Origin of the sequence: Variovorax sp. KK3, from assembly GCF_001984055.1 — a bacterium.
In the GTDB taxonomy this organism is placed as follows: domain Bacteria; phylum Pseudomonadota; class Gammaproteobacteria; order Burkholderiales; family Burkholderiaceae_C; genus Variovorax.
Window position 1 is genome coordinate 1 of sequence record NZ_LYVO01000001.1, and the last position, 16,988, is coordinate 16,988.

15 protein-coding genes and 2 tRNA genes are annotated in these 16,988 nt (G+C 66.2%); 11 read left to right on the top strand and 6 right to left on the bottom strand.

Features of this window, described 5'->3' with window-relative positions; all coding sequences use genetic code 11:
- Window positions 1-141 precede the first annotated feature (141 nt).
- Together ispD and ispF are read left to right on the top strand one after the other, a co-directional pair.
- Entirely contained in the window at window positions 142-858 is a 717-nt protein-coding gene (ispD, locus tag B0W80_RS00005) for a 2-C-methyl-D-erythritol 4-phosphate cytidylyltransferase (protein WP_076997044.1), read from the top strand.
- Window positions 855-1,340, top strand: coding sequence for a 2-C-methyl-D-erythritol 2,4-cyclodiphosphate synthase (gene ispF, locus B0W80_RS00010; protein ID WP_076997045.1), 486 nt, complete (start codon window positions 855-857; stop codon window positions 1,338-1,340). Before ispD ends, ispF begins: the two co-directional genes overlap by 4 nt.
- Before the next feature lie 28 nt (window positions 1,341-1,368).
- Here the strand turns inward: ispF and B0W80_RS00015 are convergent, their stop codons facing one another.
- On the bottom strand, window positions 1,369-2,778 hold the full coding sequence (locus tag B0W80_RS00015) for a sensor histidine kinase (protein WP_076997238.1): 1,410 nt from the start codon (window positions 2,776-2,778) through the stop codon (window positions 1,369-1,371).
- A gap of 83 nt (window positions 2,779-2,861) precedes the next feature.
- A complete protein-coding gene (ompR, locus tag B0W80_RS00020) occupies window positions 2,862-3,593 on the bottom strand; it encodes a two-component system response regulator OmpR (RefSeq protein ID WP_076997046.1) in 732 nt (243 codons plus the stop codon).
- A 222-nt stretch (window positions 3,594-3,815) separates the two neighbouring features.
- Between ompR and B0W80_RS00025 the strand changes: the two genes are divergently transcribed.
- Window positions 3,816-4,127, top strand: a complete 312-nt coding sequence (locus B0W80_RS00025) for a hypothetical protein (protein ID WP_218668859.1) — start codon at window positions 3,816-3,818, stop codon at window positions 4,125-4,127.
- 58 nt (window positions 4,128-4,185) lie between these two features.
- The gene (locus B0W80_RS00030) at window positions 4,186-4,899 is read left to right on the top strand and encodes an SIMPL domain-containing protein (protein ID WP_083745106.1); all 714 of its coding nucleotides are present in this window, start codon (window positions 4,186-4,188) and stop codon (window positions 4,897-4,899) included.
- Between the two features lie 132 nt (window positions 4,900-5,031).
- On the opposite strand, the gene B0W80_RS00035 is transcribed toward B0W80_RS00030, so the two are convergent.
- Window positions 5,032-5,802: a 3-hydroxybutyrate dehydrogenase gene (locus B0W80_RS00035; protein WP_076997048.1), complete on the bottom strand. Its 771-nt coding sequence runs from the start codon at window positions 5,800-5,802 to the stop codon at window positions 5,032-5,034.
- A 142-nt stretch (window positions 5,803-5,944) separates the two neighbouring features.
- On the opposite strand from B0W80_RS00035, the gene B0W80_RS00040 reads away from it, so the two are divergent.
- The 5 genes from B0W80_RS00040 (at window position 5,945) to rimO (ending at window position 10,899) form a co-directional block, all read left to right on the top strand.
- Window positions 5,945-8,152 carry a bifunctional (p)ppGpp synthetase/guanosine-3',5'-bis(diphosphate) 3'-pyrophosphohydrolase gene (locus tag B0W80_RS00040; protein WP_179106799.1) on the top strand — a complete coding sequence of 736 codons (2,208 nt, stop codon included), beginning with the start codon at window positions 5,945-5,947 and terminating at the stop codon, window positions 8,150-8,152.
- Between the two features lie 48 nt (window positions 8,153-8,200).
- Window positions 8,201-8,277 (top strand) — tRNA-Val (locus B0W80_RS00045).
- A gap of 170 nt (window positions 8,278-8,447) precedes the next feature.
- On the top strand, window positions 8,448-8,816 hold the full coding sequence (locus B0W80_RS00050) for a hypothetical protein (protein ID WP_076997050.1): 369 nt from the start codon (window positions 8,448-8,450) through the stop codon (window positions 8,814-8,816).
- Window positions 8,817-8,913: 97 nt separating this feature from the next.
- Window positions 8,914-9,471 carry a polyhydroxyalkanoate synthesis repressor PhaR gene (phaR, locus tag B0W80_RS00055; protein WP_076997051.1) on the top strand — a complete coding sequence of 186 codons (558 nt, stop codon included), beginning with the start codon at window positions 8,914-8,916 and terminating at the stop codon, window positions 9,469-9,471.
- Between the two features lie 18 nt (window positions 9,472-9,489).
- Window positions 9,490-10,899 carry a 30S ribosomal protein S12 methylthiotransferase RimO gene (gene rimO, locus B0W80_RS00060; RefSeq protein ID WP_076997052.1) on the top strand — a complete coding sequence of 470 codons (1,410 nt, stop codon included), beginning with the start codon at window positions 9,490-9,492 and terminating at the stop codon, window positions 10,897-10,899.
- Window positions 10,900-10,980: 81 nt separating this feature from the next.
- Here rimO and B0W80_RS00065 read toward each other — a convergent pair.
- Window positions 10,981-11,065: transfer RNA gene (locus B0W80_RS00065), tRNA-Leu, on the bottom strand.
- A gap of 74 nt (window positions 11,066-11,139) precedes the next feature.
- Here B0W80_RS00065 and rnr point away from each other — a divergent pair.
- Window positions 11,140-13,416 carry a ribonuclease R gene (rnr, locus tag B0W80_RS00070; protein ID WP_076997053.1) on the top strand — a complete coding sequence of 759 codons (2,277 nt, stop codon included), beginning with the start codon at window positions 11,140-11,142 and terminating at the stop codon, window positions 13,414-13,416.
- Window positions 13,417-13,429: 13 nt separating this feature from the next.
- Window positions 13,430-14,191, top strand: coding sequence for an SDR family oxidoreductase (locus B0W80_RS00075; RefSeq protein ID WP_076997054.1), 762 nt, complete (start codon window positions 13,430-13,432; stop codon window positions 14,189-14,191).
- A 10-nt stretch (window positions 14,192-14,201) separates the two neighbouring features.
- Here B0W80_RS00075 and B0W80_RS00080 read toward each other — a convergent pair whose 3' ends face one another.
- Complete coding sequence (locus B0W80_RS00080) at window positions 14,202-15,656, bottom strand: bifunctional ADP-dependent NAD(P)H-hydrate dehydratase/NAD(P)H-hydrate epimerase (RefSeq protein ID WP_076997055.1); 1,455 nt, start codon at window positions 15,654-15,656, stop codon at window positions 14,202-14,204.
- A 32-nt stretch (window positions 15,657-15,688) separates the two neighbouring features.
- Window positions 15,689-16,945, bottom strand: coding sequence for a D-amino acid dehydrogenase (locus tag B0W80_RS00085; RefSeq protein ID WP_076997056.1), 1,257 nt, complete (start codon window positions 16,943-16,945; stop codon window positions 15,689-15,691).
- Between the last annotated feature and the right edge of the window lie 43 nt (window positions 16,946-16,988).

A 16,988-nucleotide genomic window follows, 5' to 3' on the forward strand; every position in this document is an offset into this window, starting at 1 on the left:
GCGTGAAGCGCTTGCCGGCCGTGAGGTGGGGGAGGTCCATGGAATTGCCGGAAAAATGCAGAACACCCCGCGCCGGCCGGCGAGGGGTGTGATGCGCGATTCTAGAATGGCTGCCCTTTTGCCGCTGCGGTCGCCCACCTCATGAATGCCTCACGTCTTTTCGTGTTGATCCCCTGCGCCGGTTCGGGCAGCCGCGCCGGTGGTGCCGGCGCCAAGCAATACCAGCGCATCGCCGGCCGGCCGATGGTGCGGCACACGCTCGATGCGTTTCGTGCGCTGGCCGACCGCTTCGCGGGCATCGCGCTGGTGGTGTCGCCGCACGACCGCGATGTTCAAGCTGCGCTTTCCGACTTCCCCGGCGAGGGCGAGCATCTGCTGCAGGTCGGCGGCGCCACCCGGGCGGCCAGCGTACGCAACGGCCTGCAAGCCTTGAAGCAGGTGGCCGGTGCAGGCCCGCACGACTGGGTGCTTGTGCACGACGCTGCGCGCTGCCTGGTCACGCCGACCCAGATCGAGGCGCTGATCGCGGCCTGCGAGCACGATGCCGTCGGCGGCCTGCTGGCGCAGCGGCTGGCCGACACGCTCAAGTCCGCATCGCCCGATGGCCGTGTGGCCCACACGCTGACCCGCGCCGACAAGTGGCTGGCGCAGACGCCGCAGATGTTCCGCATCGGAATGCTGCTCGATGCGCTGCAGCGCGCGGGCGACTCGGTGACCGACGAAGCCAGCGCGATCGAGGCGATCGGCCTTGCGCCCTTGCTGGTACCGGGCAGCGCACAGAATTTCAAGCTGACCTTTCCCGAGGACTTCGCGCTGGCCGAAGCCCTGTTGCAGACCCGACGCGCCGTACCCGCATGAGCAACTTCGACATCCGCATCGGCGAAGGCTGGGACGTTCATCAGCTGGTCGCCGGCCGGAAGCTGATCCTGGGCGGCATCGAGATTCCGCACAGCACCGGCCTGCTCGGGCATTCGGACGCCGACGTGCTGCTGCATGCCATCACCGATGCCCTGTTGGGCGCGGCCGGGCTTGGCGACATCGGCCGCCATTTTCCCGACACCGACGCGCAGTTCCGCGGCGCCGATTCGGCCGTGCTGCTGGCGGAAGCCGCGCGGCGGGTACGGGCGGCGGGATGGCGGATCGGCAATGTCGACAGCACGGTGATTGCACAGGCGCCGAAGCTGGCGCCGCACATTCCCGGCATGTGCGCTCGCATCGCATCGGCGCTCGAGGTCGAGGCCGGCCAGGTCAACGTCAAGGCCAAGACGGCCGAGAAGCTGGGCCCCGTGGGTGAGGGCCGGGCCATGGAAGCGCGCGCGGTGGTGATGCTGCACCGCTGAAGCGCTGCTTCGCTGGATCGCCGGCTGGCTACTTGGCCGTTGGCGCCACCGGGCCTTCCTGCTTGACCGACGCCGCGCGCGGCATGCGGATGTGCGCGGCCAACCCCCGACCCGGCGTGCTGGTAAGGGCGAAGGTGCCGCCCATTCGCTCGATGTTCTTGGTCACGATCGACAGGCCCAGCCCGGCGCCGGCCGCCGAGGTGCGTGCCGTGTCGCCACGAAAGAAGGGCTTGCTGAGCTGCGACAGCAGGGCGGGCGCCACGCCGGCGCCATGGTCGCGCACCTTGATCAGCACGGCATCGTTGTGGGCTTGCGCCTGGATCGTGATGTCGGCCACCCCGGTGGCGGGCGTCTTGCCGTAGCGCCGTGCGTTCTCCACCAGATTGGAGATCACGCGCTGCAGTTCGACCTCGTCGGCCATCACGCGAAGATCGGCGGGCACGTCGACGTTGATCTTGATGTCCTCGTGGTCCTGCACCGCGTAGACGCAGGCATCGATCACGTCGCGCAGCAGCACGGGCTTGAACTCCACGTGGTCGGGCCGCGCGTAATCGAGGAACTTGTCGATGATGGCGTCGAGCTGGGCGATGTCGGCCGCCATGTGCTCGCGGGCGTCTTCGTCGGTGACGCTCATCTCGGTTTCGAGCCGCAGGCGCGCCAGCGGCGTGCGCAGGTCGTGCGAGATGCCGGCCAGCATCACAGCGCGGTCCTGCTCGATCTTCGCCAATTGGTCGGCCATGCGGTTGAAGCCGACATTGACCGCGCGGATCTCGTTGGTGCGCGCGCGCTCGTCGAGCCGATGCGCTTCGTACTCGCCCTCGCGCACCTGCATGGTGGCGCGCGACAGCTGCTTGAGGGGCAGGTTGATCAGCCGCGTGATGAGCGCCGCGCCAGCCAGCGAGAGCGCCATGGTGGTCACCAGCCACACCAGCCAGGTTCGGCTGCCGAGGCGCGTGAAGCGGGTCGGGTCGAGCAAGAGCCAGTAGGCGTCGCTCTCGATGGTGAAGCCGATCCACAGGCCGGGCTCGTCGTTGACCCGGCTGGCCACGGTCGTGCCTTCGCCGAGCCGGTCGATCAGTTCCTCGGTCACGCGCTGGTCGAGCGCGCCGGTGGTGTACGGTGTGAACCGGTCGTTGGGCTCGCGCGGCAGGATGCGCACGCCTTCCTGGTCGGCCAGCGTCTTGATCAGCGACACGCGGGTGATGGCGTCGGAGTACACCAGCGCGGCGCGGGTCAGGTTGACCAGCGACGCGATCTGGTGGGCGGTCTGGATGGCACGCGGCTCGTACTCGAGCGCGCGAAAGGTCTGCAGCCAGGCGACCGTGCAGCCGACCAGGAGCAGCACCAGTAGGAAGAAGGTGCGCCAGAAAAGACTGAGCCCCAGCTGCAGCCTGGGCTTGCGTTTCGGTTGCCCAAGACCCTCGAGCGGACTCGGCAGGGTGACCTGGGGACCGTCTTCGCCGAAGGGCGTGGGCTGCGTCGTCCTGGGGCCGGGGGAGGCGGCCACGAAAAACCGGCGCCTCAGGTCGTGCCGTCCGGCACGAACACGTAGCCGACGCCCCAGACGGTCTGGATGTAGCGCGGCTGTGCGGCGTCGGACTCGACCAGCTTGCGCAGGCGCGAGATCTGCACGTCGAGGCTGCGGTCGAAGGGCTCGAACTCGCGGCCGCGGGCCAGCTGCGCCAGCTTTTCACGGGACAGCGGTTGGCGCGGATGCCGCACCAGTGCCTTGAGCATCGCGAACTCGCCGGTGGTCAGCGACAGCTCTTCACCGTCCTTCTTGAGCGTGCGCGAACCCAGGTCGAAGCTGAAGGGGCCGAAGTTGACCGTCTCGTTGTCGGTGGAGGGCGCACCGGGCGCCTCCAGCGGCGGACGGCGGCGCAGCACGGCATGCACGCGGGCCAGCAGCTCGCGGGGGTTGAAGGGCTTGCCCAGGTAATCGTCCGCACCGACCTCCAGGCCGACGATGCGGTCCACGTCCTCGCCCTTGGCGGTGAGCATGATGATGGGCGTGCGGTCGTTGGCAGCGCGCAGGCGGCGGCAGACCGAGAGGCCGTCCTCGCCGGGCATCATGAGGTCGAGCACGATCAGGTCGACCGTGTCGCGAAGCAGGATGCGGTTGAGCGCCTTGCCGTCTTCCGCCACGATGACCTCGAATCCTTCCTGGGTCAGGTAGCGGCGCAGCAGGTCGCGGATGCGTGCGTCGTCGTCGACGATCACGATCTTGTCTGTGCGAGCGGGTGATTGATTCATTTCTACAACGCCGAATTTGTAACAGTGCCGATTTTGAGGGGGATACGGGATCACTGAGGGCTCTTTTTGTAATGCTTTGACACTAAGTTACAAAACTTGCGGGCGCTAGCCGTCTGGACGTTTGCCCTACAAGCGGGAGTGGCACAGTCACTCTGAGTCCGTCAATACCCATCCATGAAACTCGCACTTTTCAGCTCTTCCGTCCTGCTCGTGTGCTGCTCCTTGACCGCGCAAGCGGAGCCCTGGGGGTTCTTCAAGGTGGGGGACAGGCAGAAAGCCGAGGTCCGCAGCGAGGTGCGCGATGCGGTCGAGGCGCACCGTGCCGAGAAGCGCGAGGAAGTTCGGCGGCAGGAAGCAGCGGCGGGGCGCCGGCTCACGCCGGCCGAATTGGCCGAGTTGCGGCAGCAGGTGCGCCAGCAATGGGTACCGCGGCAACCGGAGTTGATCCAGTCGGCAGAATCGCACCCGGCGGAGCGCATGATGCCGCCTCCCGGCAGCAACTTGTTGACGACGCCGCGCAGTCAGCGCCCGTGAGCGCGCGGCCCGCGAGGGCCTGCCGCTCCTTTTATTTCACCAACGAAAAGAACCCAGCTTGAAGAAGATCAAGAGCATGGCGGCGTGCGCCGCATTCATGACGTTGAGCACCGGTGCCGCCATGGCCCAGAGCGCGCCTTGGACCCCGCCGCAGAACGTGCTGCAGCTGTCGGCCACCGGCACGGTGGAGGCCCAACAGGACCTGCTGTCGATGACGCTCAGTACCACGCGCGATGCACCCGATGCAGCCACGGTGCAGACGCAGCTCAAGACCGCCCTCGACGCCGCGCTGGCCGAGGCGAAGAAGAATGCGCAGCCGGGGTTGCTCGACGTGCGCACCGGCAACTTCAGCCTGTCGCCGCGCTACACGCGCGACGGAAAGATCACCGGCTGGCAAGGCACCACCGAGCTGGTACTGGAAGGCAGGGACTTTCCCCGCATCACGCAGACGGCCGGGCGTATTTCCACGCTGACCGTCGGCGGCATCGGATTCGGGCTGAGTCGCGAGGAACGCGCCAAGGTCGAAACCGAGGCGCAGACCATCGCTATCGACAACTTCAAGCAGAAGGCGGCCGAACTGGCCAAGGGTTTCGGTTTCGGTGGCTATACGCTGCGGGAGGTGTCGGTCAACGCCAGCCAAGGTGGCCCGATCCGTCCGCGGATGATGGCAGCCGAGGCGTCGTCGAAGATGGCGTTCGATGCGGCGGTGCCGGTAGAGGCCGGCAAGACCGCCGTGGTCGTCAACGTCTCGGGCTCGGTGCAGCTGAAGTAGTCGGCGGCCGCTGGGCCACCTCAGAGGCTGTGCGGCGGCAAGTCGGCCGCCGCCGGACCGCCCCAAGGCGGCCGAGCCTCCCCTCGGGGTGGAGTACACGCAGCGTAGCGAAGTGAAAAGCCGGGGCCCTATTTACTGCGCGGTCCAGCCCCCGTCGACTTGCCAGGCGACGCCTCGCACCTGATCGGCCGTCGGCGAGCACAGGAAGACGGCCAAGCCGCCCAATTGCTCGACCGTGGTGAACTGCAGCGAGGGTTGCTTCTCTCCGAGCAGGTCCTTCTGGGCTTGCTCGATTGAAATGCCTTCACGCGAGGAGCGATCGTCGATCTGCTTTTGAACCAGCGGCGTCAGCACCCACCCCGGGCAGATGGCATTGCAGGTCACGCCGGTGGTCGCAGTTTCGAGCGCCACCGACTTGGTGAGTCCGACGATGCCGTGCTTGGCTGCGACGTAGGCCGACTTCTGAGCAGACGCCACGAGGCCGTGCGCAGAAGCGATGTTGATGATCCGGCCCCAATTCGTTTTGCGCATGTCGGGCACCGCGAGGCGGGTCGTGTGGAAGGCGCTGGTGAGGTTGATGGCGATCACTGCGTCCCAACGCTCGACCGGAAAGTCCTCGACCTTCGCGACGTGCTGGATGCCGGCGTTGTTCACGAGCACGTCGACGCGGCCGAACTTCGAGGCGCTGAACTTCATCATGTCCTCGATGTCCGATGGCTTGCTCATGTCGGCGCCGTGGTATTCGACCTCGACGCCGAGCGCGGCGATTTCGGCTTTGGGCCCTTCGGCGTCGCCGAAGCCGTTGAGCACGATGTTCGCGCCTTGTTGGGCCAGCGCCTTCGCGATGCCGAGCCCAATGCCACTGGTGGACCCCGTGACAAGCGCGGTTTTGCCTTTGAGCATGATGGTCAATCTCCGGATGAATTAGGATGCAGCGAACCCATTATCTTCATCGCGTCTCACTCCGTTTCATGATCGAGTTCTTCGTCAGTCGCGCCGCCCGAAAGGGGGCGATCGAGTGAAGCGCGATCAGCCCGGCATGTCGATGTCCGGCGCGTCCGTGGTCGACTATCCCTTGTCGGCGGCGACCGCGGAGCGCGCACCCGTACAGGCGAACATGCTGGCGCGGGCCCGTGCTTTCGCCGAGCCGCTGATTGCCGACGAGACACTCGACACCGGCGAGAACACGTTGGCGCATGCCGATGCCGTGGCCACCGTCGTGGCTGCGATGGGCGGGTCCGAAGCCATGCAGGCGGCCAGCTACCTGGTCTATTCCTGCCAGCACCTGAACCGTCCGCTGGAGGTCATCGCCAAGGTCTTCGGCGACAACTTCGCCGCGCTCGCGGTCGAGACGACCAAGCTGGTGCACGTGCAGAAACAGGCACGTTCGGCCACCGCCAGCGCGCACCTGTCCGACGACACCGGCACGCAGACCGAGAACGTGCGCAAGATGCTGCTCGCCTTTTCGCGCGACCTGCGCGTGGTGATGCTGCGGCTGGCGTCGCGTTTGCAGACGCTGCGCTACGCGGCTGCGAGCAAGCAGCCCGTGCCCGAAGGCGTGGCGCGCGAGTCGTTGCAGGTGTTCGCACCGCTGGCGAACCGGCTGGGCATCTGGCAGGTCAAGTGGGAGATCGAGGACCTGTCGTTCCGCTTTCTCGAGCCCGAAACCTACAAGCTGATCGCGCGCCTGCTCGACGAGAAGCGAATCGAGCGCGAAGGGTACGTAGAGCAGTTGCGTTCGCGCCTCGAACGCGAGTTGGCAGGCGAAGGCGTCAAAGCCACCGTGCAGGGCCGGCCGAAGAACATTTACAGCATCGTCAAGAAGATGCGCGGCAAGTCACTGGACTTTGCTCAGGTGTTCGACATCCTGGCGCTGCGCGTGGTGGTTGCCGACGTGAAAGACTGCTATGCGGCGCTGGCCTGGGTGCATTCGCATTTCCAGCCGATCACCGAGGAGTTCGACGACTACATCGCACGGCCCAAGCCCAATGGCTACCAGTCGCTGCACACGGTCGTGCGCGAGGTGGTCGGCGGCCATGTCGGCAAGCCCATCGAGATCCAGATCCGTACCCAGGAGATGCACGACCATGCAGAGCACGGCGTGGCGGCCCATTGGGCCTACAAGGAAGCGGGGCAGAAGGGCTATGCGGGCGTGTGGGCGGGCGGCGAGTACGACGCGAAGATCGCGGTGCTTCGGCAACTGCTGGCGTGGGAGCGCGACCTGTCGGGCGGCTCGCAGGGGCAGGGGCTTTTCGACGATCGCATCTATGTGCTGACGCCCGATGCGGCGATCGTCGAACTGCCGCAGGGCGCCACGGCGGTCGACTTTGCCTATTCGGTGCACACCAGCTTGGGCCACCGCTGTCGTGGAGCGCGGGTCGACGGTGCGATGGTGCCGTTGAACACGCCGCTGCAGAACGGGCAAACGGTCGAGATCATCGCCACCAAGGAAGGCGGGCCGTCGCGCGACTGGCTCAACGCGGAGCTCGGCTATCTGGTCAGCCATCGGGCGCGCGCCAAGGTGCGTGCCTGGTTCAATGCGCAGATCACGCACGAGACGGTGGCGCGCGGCCGCGAGGCAGTCGAGAAGGTGCTTCAGCGCGAAGGCAGGACGGCGCTGAAGCTCGACGACCTGGCTTCGCAGCTGGGCTTCAAGTCGTCCGAGCAGTTGTTCGAGGTGGTGGGCAAGGACGAGTTTTCTCTCCGCAACATCGAGGTGCTGCTGCGCCCGCCTCCTGAGCCCGTGCCGTCGCCGGAAGACGGCGTGGTCATCAAGAAGGCGCGTTCCGGCACCAGCTCCGGCAAGGGCGGGGTGCTGGTGGTCGGTGTGTCGTCGTTGATGACGCAGCTCGCCAAATGCTGCAAGCCGGCGCCGCCGGATGCGATTCGCGGCTTCGTCACGCGGGGGCACGGCGTCAGCATCCACCGCGCTGACTGCAGCAGCTTTCGCGTGATGGCGACGCGCGATGGTGAACGCGTGATCGACGTCGAATGGGGCGAGCCACGCGCCGGCGACGCGTCGGTGTATGCGGTCGACGTGGCGGTCGAGGCGACCGATCGCCAAGGCCTGCTGCGGGACATCTCCGACGTCTTCGCGCGCGAGAAGATGAACGTGATCGGCGTGCAGACGCAGTCCGTCAAGGGCACGGCCTGGATGACCTTCACGATCGAGATCGGCGACGCCGCAAGGCTTGCACAGGTGCTTGCCGTGGCTGCAGCAGTGCCCGGCGTGCGATCTGCTCGGCGTCGCTGAAAAAGAGCGTCGCGCGGCCTGCTATACTCCGGCCTCTCGAACGAACTCAGGCGCGTAGCTCAGCTGGTTAGAGCACCACCTTGACATGGTGGGGGTCGTTGGTTCGAGTCCAATCGCGCCTACCAATCTTCCCCGAAGCGAAGCAGTCGAAACCAGCGGCTGCATTTTCGCGACGGCGGCATCTCTCCCGATTCCCTCGCATGGCCTACCGCCTTCGTCGACTGGCGAATTCGTTGCCAATTGTGGTAACTTGCCTGCCACCCAATACCACCACATCACTCGATCCGGAGGAACGATGACGAGCCCAGAGGCTGAGACCGGTCCGGCAGTCGAGGAAGTTCGCTTGGCTGCTTTGCTGCGTCAGGCACCCCTGGAGTTTGCGCGCGTGGTGTACGGTCTCAACGACCGGGCGAATGGCCGTGCGGGGACGATGGCGGCCGAAGACGTCGCGCGGACGGTGCGGCAGGGTTCTCCGGTCACACGCGAGCGCGCCGAGCAGCGGGCGCGAGGCTACCTTCCGCTGGCGGGCCACGAGCATTGCCCGCGGTGCTGGGTGTTCAACGGCGTCAAGAGTCCATTGCACTTTCGCGACCCCGTTGAAGACCGCCCTGAGTCGGCTGTCTGCAAAGTGTGCGGCGCTGAGTACGCGACCACCCTCGACTAGCCCCACTGCCCGGTCAGGGTAAACCTTGGCGCGGTGCAGCAAACCCCCTCCCTAGAATGAATCTCGCGAGTAGGCGCAAAACCCCAAGGAGTCCGTAGTGCAGAGCAAGAAATCCGCTGGTGAAAAGCCGACGCAGCGGGTGATCAAGAAGTATCCGAACCGCAGGCTCTACGACACGGAAACCTCCACGTACATCACCCTTGCGGAAGTCAAACACCTGGTGATGGAAAAGGCGCCATTCGTGGTGCGCGATGCCAAGAGCGGGGACGACCTGACGCGGAGCATCCTGCTGCAGATCATTCTGGAAGAAGAGGCCGGCGGTGCGCCGATGTTCACCGAGCAGGTGCTGGCGAACATCATTCGGTTCTACGGACACGCCATGCAAGGCTACATGGGCCCCTATCTCGAGAAAAACATCCAGGCCATGTCCGAGGTGCAGGCGCAACTGGCCGACAAGGCCCAGGTGCTGACGCCCGAAATGTGGGCTCGCTTCATGACCTTGCAGTCCCCGGTGCTCCAGGGATTGATGGGCAACTACGTCGAGCAATCGAAGACCGCCTTTCTGCAGATGCAAGAGCAGATGCAGAAGAACACCGAGCAGGTGCTGGGCGCCTTCGGCCTCAAGCGACCCCAGAACGGGCAGACGGGGCGTTAGCAGGGACAATAGGGGGTTATGAGCGAAGTAGCCTCCCCCGAACCCACGACCATGCCGACCACCGTGCCCAAGGTGGGCTTCGTGAGCCTGGGCTGCCCCAAGGCCCTCACCGATTCCGAATTGATCCTTACCCAGTTGAGTGCCGAGGGCTATCAGACCTCCAAGACTTTCGAGGGCGCCGACCTGGTGATCGTCAACACCTGCGGCTTCATCGACGACGCCGTCAAGGAAAGCCTGGACACCATCGGCGAGGCACTGGCCGAGAACGGCCGCGTGATCGTCACCGGCTGCCTGGGCGCCAAGACCGGCGATGCCGGTGGCAACCTGGTGCGGCAAATGCATCCGAGCGTGCTGGCCGTGACGGGCCCGCATGCAACGCAGGAGGTGATGGACGCGGTTCACGCCAACCTGCCCAAGCCGCACGATCCCTTCATCGACCTGGTGCCGCAGGCATTCGGCGTTGCAGGTTTGAAGCTGACGCCGCGGCACTACGCATACTTGAAGATCAGCGAAGGCTGCAATCACCGTTGTACCTTCTGCATCATTCCCTCGATGCGTGGCGACCTCGTGTCGCGGCCGGTCGGCGATGTGCTCGGCGAGGCCAAGGCGCTGTTCGAGGGCGGTGTCAAAGAGCTGCTGGTGATCAGCCAGGACACGTCCGCCTATGGCGTCGACCTGAAGTACCGTACCGGCTTCTGGGACGGCAAGCCCGTCAAGACGCGCATGCTGGAACTCGTTCGTACCTTGGGCGAGATCGCCGAGCCCTATGGCGCGTGGGTGCGGCTGCACTACGTCTATCCGTATCCCAGCGTGGACGAGGTGATTCCATTGATGGCGAGCGGGCAAGTGCTGCCCTATCTCGACGTGCCTTTGCAGCACAGCCATCCAGACGTGCTGCGGCGCATGAAGCGTCCGGCCAGCGGAGAGAAGAACCTGGAGCGCATCGCGCGCTGGCGCGAGATCTGTCCCGAATTGGTGATCCGCAGCACCTTCATCGCAGGTTTTCCCGGCGAGACGGAAGCGGAGTTCGAACACCTGCTGGACTTCATCCGCGAAGCGGAGATCGATCGTGCAGGTTGCTTCGCCTACAGCCCGGTACAGGGCGCAGCTGCGAACGAACTGGCGGGCATGATTCCCGAGGCAGAGCGCGAAGCACGGCGCGCACGCTTCATGGAGGTGGCCGAGGCGGTGTCCATCGCAAGACTGCGGCGGCGCATCGGCGCGACCATGCAAGTGCTGGTCGATTCAGCGCCCGGCCTCGGGCGCAAAGGCGGAGTGGGTCGGACCTACGCCGATGCACCCGAGATCGACGGCACGGTGCGCCTGCTGCCACCGGAAAAGATCAGCAAGACGCTCAAGGTGGGTGAGTTCACGCGTGCCCGTATCGTCGGCGCCGAGGGCCACGACCTGGTTGCATTGCCCATCTGATGCTGTTTGAAGCGGCCATGAAAAAAGCCACCGGAGGCCGGTGGCTTCATTCGAAGAAAACCCAGAAGGGTTGTCTAAACTTGGTGCCCAGAAGAGGACTCGAACCTCCACGATGTTACTCGCTAGTACCTGAAACTAGTGCGTCTACCAATTCCGCCATCTGGGCCCACTTGCTGTTAGGGTTTGACCCTCGCAGCAGGTTTTGAATTTCAGGAAAGAAAGAGAGTATATATCAAGAATATGAGCCACTCCGGCGGTCTGCTGGACGAAGTCGAAGGCACGGTGCAGGGTCATCGCGATGGGCACGGTTTCGTGCAGCGCGACGACGGCGAAGCCGACATCTACCTCCCCCCCAACGAGATGCGCGCGGTCCTGCACAAGGATCGCGTCAAAGCGCGCGTCGTGCGCCAAGACCGGCGCGGTCGGCCTGAAGGCCGCGTGGTCGAAATCATCGAACGGCCCGAGCAACCGATCATCGGCCGGCTGCTGCATGAAGGCGGCATCTGGCTGGTCGCGCCCGAAGACAAGCGCTATGGGCAGGACGTGCTGATTCCCAAGGGCGCGACCGGCACCGCCAAGGTGGGGCAGGTCGTCGTCGTGCAGCTGACCGAGCCACCCGCGCTCTTCGGACAGCCCGTCGGCCGCGTGAAGGAAGTGCTGGGCGAAATCGACGACCCCGGCATGGAGATCGAGATCGCGGTGCGCAAATACGGCGTGCCCCACGAGTTCTCCGAAGCCTGCCTGGCCGAGGCCAAGGCATTGCCTGACAAGGTGCGGACCACGGACAAGAAGGGCCGCGTCGACCTCACCGATATTCCGCTGGTCACGATCGACGGCGAAGACGCGCGCGACTTCGACGATGCGGTGTATTGCGAGCCCGCCAAGGTGGGCCGCGGCAAAGGCTGGCGTGTGCTGGTCGCAATCGCCGACGTCAGCGCCTATGTGCAAACGGGCTCGGCGATCGACATCGACGCTTACGACCGCGCCACCAGCGTCTACTTTCCGCGCCGCGTGATCCCGATGCTGCCGGAGAAGCTGTCGAACGGCCTCTGTTCGCTCAACCCCGAAGTGGAGCGCCTGTGCATGGTGTGCGACATGCTGGTGGCAGGCGACGGCGAGATCTATGCCTACCAGTTCTACCCGGCGGTGATGTGGAGCCATGCGCGCTTCACGTACACCGAAGTGGCGGCGATCCTGGCGAACACCCGAGGCCCCGAGGCCGCCAAACGCAAAGACCGCGTGAAAGACCTGCTGAACCTGCACGACGTTTACCGCGCGCTGCTGCAGCAGCGCAGCAAGCGGGGTGCGGTCGACTTCGAAACGACCGAGACGCAGATCATCTGCGACGAAGCCGGGCGCATCGAGAAGATCGTGCCCCGTGTGCGCAACGAGGCGCACCGCTTGATCGAAGAAGCGATGCTCGCGGCCAACGTCTGTAGCGCGGATTTCATCGCGGAGGGCAAGCACCCTGGCTTGTTCCGTGTTCACGAAGGTCCGACGCCGGAAAAGAAGGAGATCCTGCGCGGTTACCTCAAGGCCATGGGCGTGGGCCTGTCGATCACGGACGATCCGCGTCCTGGCGAGTTCCAGGCGATCGCCGAAGCGACCAAGGAGCGGCCCGATGCGCAGCAGATCCACACGATGCTGCTTCGCTCGATGCAGCAGGCGATCTACACGCCGATCAACAGCGGCCACTTCGGTTTGGCGTACGAGGCGTACACGCATTTCACGAGTCCGATCCGCCGCTACCCCGACCTGCTGGTACACCGCGTGATCAAGGCCATCCTGGGCCGCACCAAGTACCAGCTGCCGATTTTGCCCACGCCCGGTGAGGCCCACGCCAAGCTCGCGAAGCGCCTGGCCTCGCGCGTGAAGTCGCCGACGGCCAAGCCGCAGAAGGCCACCGTCGCGCCGAGCAAGGAGGTGCTGGCGTGGGAGGCGGCGGGCCTGCACTGCAGTGCCAACGAGCGACGCGCCGACGAGGCGAGTCGCGACGTCGAGGCATGGCTCAAGTGCAAGTACATGCGCGAGCACCTTGGCGAGGAATACGGTGGCGTGGTCACGGCAGCTACCACCTTCGGCATCTTCGTCACCCTCGATGCGATGTACGTCGAAGGCCTGGTCCACATCACCGAGTTGGGCGGGGAGTACTTCAAGTTCGACGAACAGCGTCAGGAGCTTCGCGGCGAGCGCACCGGCATCCGCTACGCGATCGGCACACGTGTCAGGGTTCAGGTGAGCCGGGTCGATCTCGACGGCCGAAAAATCGACTTCCGCCTGGTGCGCGAGGGCGAGGAACTCGCGGTTCGTGCGATGAAGGACAAGGGCATGGCCTCCGCCGGTGTGCCAGCCAAGGCCTCGACCAAGCGCAGCGCGCGCAAGAAGCCAGACCCGGCAGCAGCTGCAGCAGCAGGGGAGCGGGCGGCCAGCGGGTCGCCCCAGACTGCGATGCAGGCATTCCGTTCGGCCGTCAAGAAGGCCGCCAACAAAATGAAAGGGCGCAAGACGCGCCGTTGAAGGAGAAGCGAAGATGAGCACAGACAAGAAGAGCCGTATCGCCATCGTCACGGGCGCGGGCAGCGGCATCGGACGCGCCGCTGCGCTGGCCTTGCTCGGCGATGGCTGGACCGTGGTGCTGGCCGGTCGGCGGCTGGAGCCGCTCGAGCAGGTGGCCGACACGTCCGGTGCCGGCGCTCGTGCCTTCGCGGTGCCGACCGACGTGGCCAACCCCGATTCGGTTCAGGCGCTCTTCGCCGCGGCCGTCGAGCGATTCGGACGGGTCGACCTGCTGTTCAACAACGCGGGTGTCGGCAATCCACCGGGGCCCTTCGAAGACTGGACGCCCGAGCAATGGCGCGGCGTGGTCGACATCAATCTCAGCGGGATGTTCTATTGCATCCAACAGGCCTTCCGCACCATGCAGAAGCAGACGCCGCGCGGTGGCCGCATCATCAACAACGGCTCGATCTCGGCCACCGCGCCGCGGCCGAATTCGATCGCCTACACCTCGACCAAGCATGCGGTGGAAGGCCTGACCAAAACCGCCTCGCTCGATGGCCGCAAGCATGACATCGCGGTCGGCCAGATCGACGTCGGCAATGCGATGACCGAACTGGCGGCGCGCATGACCAAGGGCGTGCCGCAGGCCAACGGGGAGGTCGCGATCGAGCCGGTGATCGACGTGGCCATCGTTGGCCAGTCGGTGCTCTACATGGCCAACCTGCCGCTGGAGGCAAACGTGCTCTTCCACACGGTGATGGCGACCAAGATGCCCTTCGTCGGCCGCGGCTGAAGCGACTTCTTCAGCCGCGTGCCAGGGCGCCGGCGGTGAAAGGGGTGCCTGAAGGCCAGCGATCGGCAATGGACCCGTGACGCCACGTCGCTTCCGAGCTGGCGTCGAACGGCAAAAGTCCGGCCGCCAGGCCCGCGCCGATCATGCCGGCCAGCACGTCGCCGGTGCCGGCAGTGGCCAAGCGCGCATTCCCCGTGGGATTGATGACCGGCGTCTGGTTCGGCGCGGCGATGACGGTGCCCGACCCCTTGAGAACGACCGTGGCTGCGAAGCGTTGCGCGAGCTCGTTCGCTGCGCGCAAGCGGTCGTCTTGCACCTTGGCTGCGCCGATGCCGAGCAGGCGGCCAGCTTCGAGAGGATGTGGCGTCAGTACGGTGGGTCGGCCAGCGCGCGCGGCAAGCAAACGCTGCAGGTCGACGTCGGCCGCGACGGCATTGAGCGCGTCGGCATCGAGCACCAGGGCCCGGGACGCCTCCAGCACATGCGGCAACGGGCCGCGCACCGCCTCCCCGCCACCGCACCCGCAGACCACCGTGACCGCCGACAGATCCAGCGAGTCGGGATGGCGGAACATCAGTTCCGGCTGTGAAGGGCTCGATGCCACGAGCGCAGGATCCAGCGCCATGACATATACGCGGCCAGCACCGGCATGCAGCGCCGCGGCGGCCGCCAGCAGTGCGGCACCCGTCATGCCGGGCGCGCCGCCGATCACTGCCACGTCGCCGTAACTGCCTTTGTGCGTGGCATGCCGACGTGCGCCGGCAGCCGGTGCTGCGGCGAGTCGCGCGGTGGGCGGCTCCGTGTGCGATGCGGCACCGAGGTCGTCGAACCACAGTTCCCCCGCTGCATCGCGCCCTTGGGCCGTGAAGAGGCCGGGTTTGAGCGTGAGCAGACTCAGGCAGAGACGTCGAGGGTCGCGTGCTCGTGCGAATGCAGGCGGCAGGAAGTCGAACGACAGAACGCCGGTGTCGGCATCCAGGCCTGAAGGCAGGTCGATGCTGATCACGGGCGCAGGGCCCTCGTGCATGCGACGCAGCCAGTCTGCCATCTGCCCTTGCGGCGCACGTCCGGCGCCCAGACCCAGGAGGGCATCGATGGACAGGTCGGCGTGTGCGGGCGGTGCGTCGGCAAACTGCACGCCAGCATCGCGGGCGCGGTGCAAGGAGGCCTGTGCATCTGGGGGCAGCCCGGCGTCGTCGCCGATGCGCGTGACGAGGGGCACGAAACCCCGTCGCTGCAATTGAGTTGCGGCCTCGAAACCATCGCCGCCGTTGTTGCCGGGGCCGCAGGCGATCCAGATCGTGCGGGTGTCGGGCGCCACGGCCATCGCGAGCCGCGCGACGGCCAGGCCGGCTCGTTGCATCAGGGTATGGGGTGGCAGCCCGGCCGTGGCGAACTGTTCGATCCGGCGCGAGGCGGCCGTACCGAACAACTGGGCGGCGGTGTCGGCGGTGATGCGTTGCATGCGAGCGTTCCGGACCGAGTCGTGAGAAGCCGCTAGTGTTGCAGCAAGCGCTCGATGCCCAGCCCTTCGAGGTCGATTCCCGGGTCGCCGCCGGACATCAAGTCCGCCAGCACGCGTGCGCTGCCGCAAGACAGCGCCCATCCGCTCGAGCCGTGCCCGAGGTTGAGCCACACGCCAGGCACGCCGCTCGGGCCGATGATGGGCGGGCCGTCGGGCAGCATCGGCCTGGCACCCTTCCATTGCTGCACGCCCGACTGCAGCGTGACGGCACCCGGAAACCAGTCCTGCAGCACCTTGTAGAGGGTCTTCAGCGCATCCGGATGGATGCTGTCGAGCGAGCCGCCGATCTCTGCGCTGCCCGCGACCCGCACGCGCAGGCCGAGGCGCGATATCGCGACCTTGAAGCGTTCGTCCATGACCGCACTGCGCGGCGCGTTGAGCGGCTCGCGTATCTGGGCGCTGATCGAATGGCCATAGACAGGCGCCAACGGTATGCGCAGGCCCACCGGATGGAGCAGGTGGGCAGACGACACACCGGCGCACACGACCACCGCGTCGAAGCGCAGCCCTTCGGAGCCAGCGGCCAACCGCAGTTCCGTCGGTGCCGCGCGGTTCAACGGCGCAAGGTCGCAGTTGAAGTGGAACTGCACGCCAAGCGCTTCGGCTTCCCACTTGAGCAGCAGGGCGAACTGGCGGCAGTTCGCCACCTCGTCGTCCGGCAGGTGGATGGCCCCGGCCAGTCCGGTGTCGGTGCTCAGCGCGGGCTCGATGCGGCGGGCCTCGTCGGCATCGACTTCGCGGAAGGAGGCGCCGGCCTGGCGCAATACCTCGAGCCCCGGCTGCACCAGCTTTTTCTCGCGCTTCGAGCGCAGCAGCACGAGGTAGCCATCGCTGCGCTCGTACATGAGCTCACGGGCCTCGGTGATTTCGTGCAGCCGGGTGCGGCTGTAGAAGGCCAGGCGTTGCATGCGCGCGCGATTGGCGAGGTAGCTTTCGAGCTTGCAGGCGCGCTGCCAGCGCGACATCCAGCCGATATCGCGGCCGCTGAGCGGCCACCGCAGCTTGACCGCGCCGTGCGTGGAGAGCAGCGAGCGCAGCACCTTGGCGCGCATGCCGGGCGCGGCCCAGGGCGTGACGTAGCCGGGGGCGACGACGCCGGCGTTGGCGAAACTCGATTCCTCGGCGGCAGCGCCGCGGCGATCGAAGACCATCACTTCATGCCCGTCGGAAGCCAGCTCCCAGGCGGTGGTGACGCCGATGATGCCGGCGCCCACGATCGCGATCTTCATTCGTTGCTTTGCATTGGAAAGTTGAGCCCCGTCCGGAAGCAGG

Coding starts and splice junctions, on each gene's coding strand:
- B0W80_RS00075 (WP_076997054.1), top strand. CDS start 13,430: ATGAGCACAGACAAGAAGAGCCGTATCGCCATCGTCACGGGCGCGGGC.
- rnr (WP_076997053.1), top strand. CDS start 11,140: ATGAGCCACTCCGGCGGTCTGCTGGACGAAGTCGAAGGCACGGTGCAG.
- B0W80_RS00085 (WP_076997056.1), bottom strand. CDS start 16,945: ATGAAGATCGCGATCGTGGGCGCCGGCATCATCGGCGTCACCACCGCC.
- B0W80_RS00035 (WP_076997048.1), bottom strand. CDS start 5,802: ATGCTCAAAGGCAAAACCGCGCTTGTCACGGGGTCCACCAGTGGCATT.
- ispF (WP_076997045.1), top strand. CDS start 855: ATGAGCAACTTCGACATCCGCATCGGCGAAGGCTGGGACGTTCATCAG.
- rimO (WP_076997052.1), top strand. CDS start 9,490: ATGAGCGAAGTAGCCTCCCCCGAACCCACGACCATGCCGACCACCGTG.
- B0W80_RS00050 (WP_076997050.1), top strand. CDS start 8,448: ATGACGAGCCCAGAGGCTGAGACCGGTCCGGCAGTCGAGGAAGTTCGC.
- B0W80_RS00080 (WP_076997055.1), bottom strand. CDS start 15,656: ATGCAACGCATCACCGCCGACACCGCCGCCCAGTTGTTCGGTACGGCC.
- ispD (WP_076997044.1), top strand. CDS start 142: ATGAATGCCTCACGTCTTTTCGTGTTGATCCCCTGCGCCGGTTCGGGC.
- B0W80_RS00040 (WP_179106799.1), top strand. CDS start 5,945: ATGTCCGGCGCGTCCGTGGTCGACTATCCCTTGTCGGCGGCGACCGCG.
- ompR (WP_076997046.1), bottom strand. CDS start 3,593: ATGAATCAATCACCCGCTCGCACAGACAAGATCGTGATCGTCGACGAC.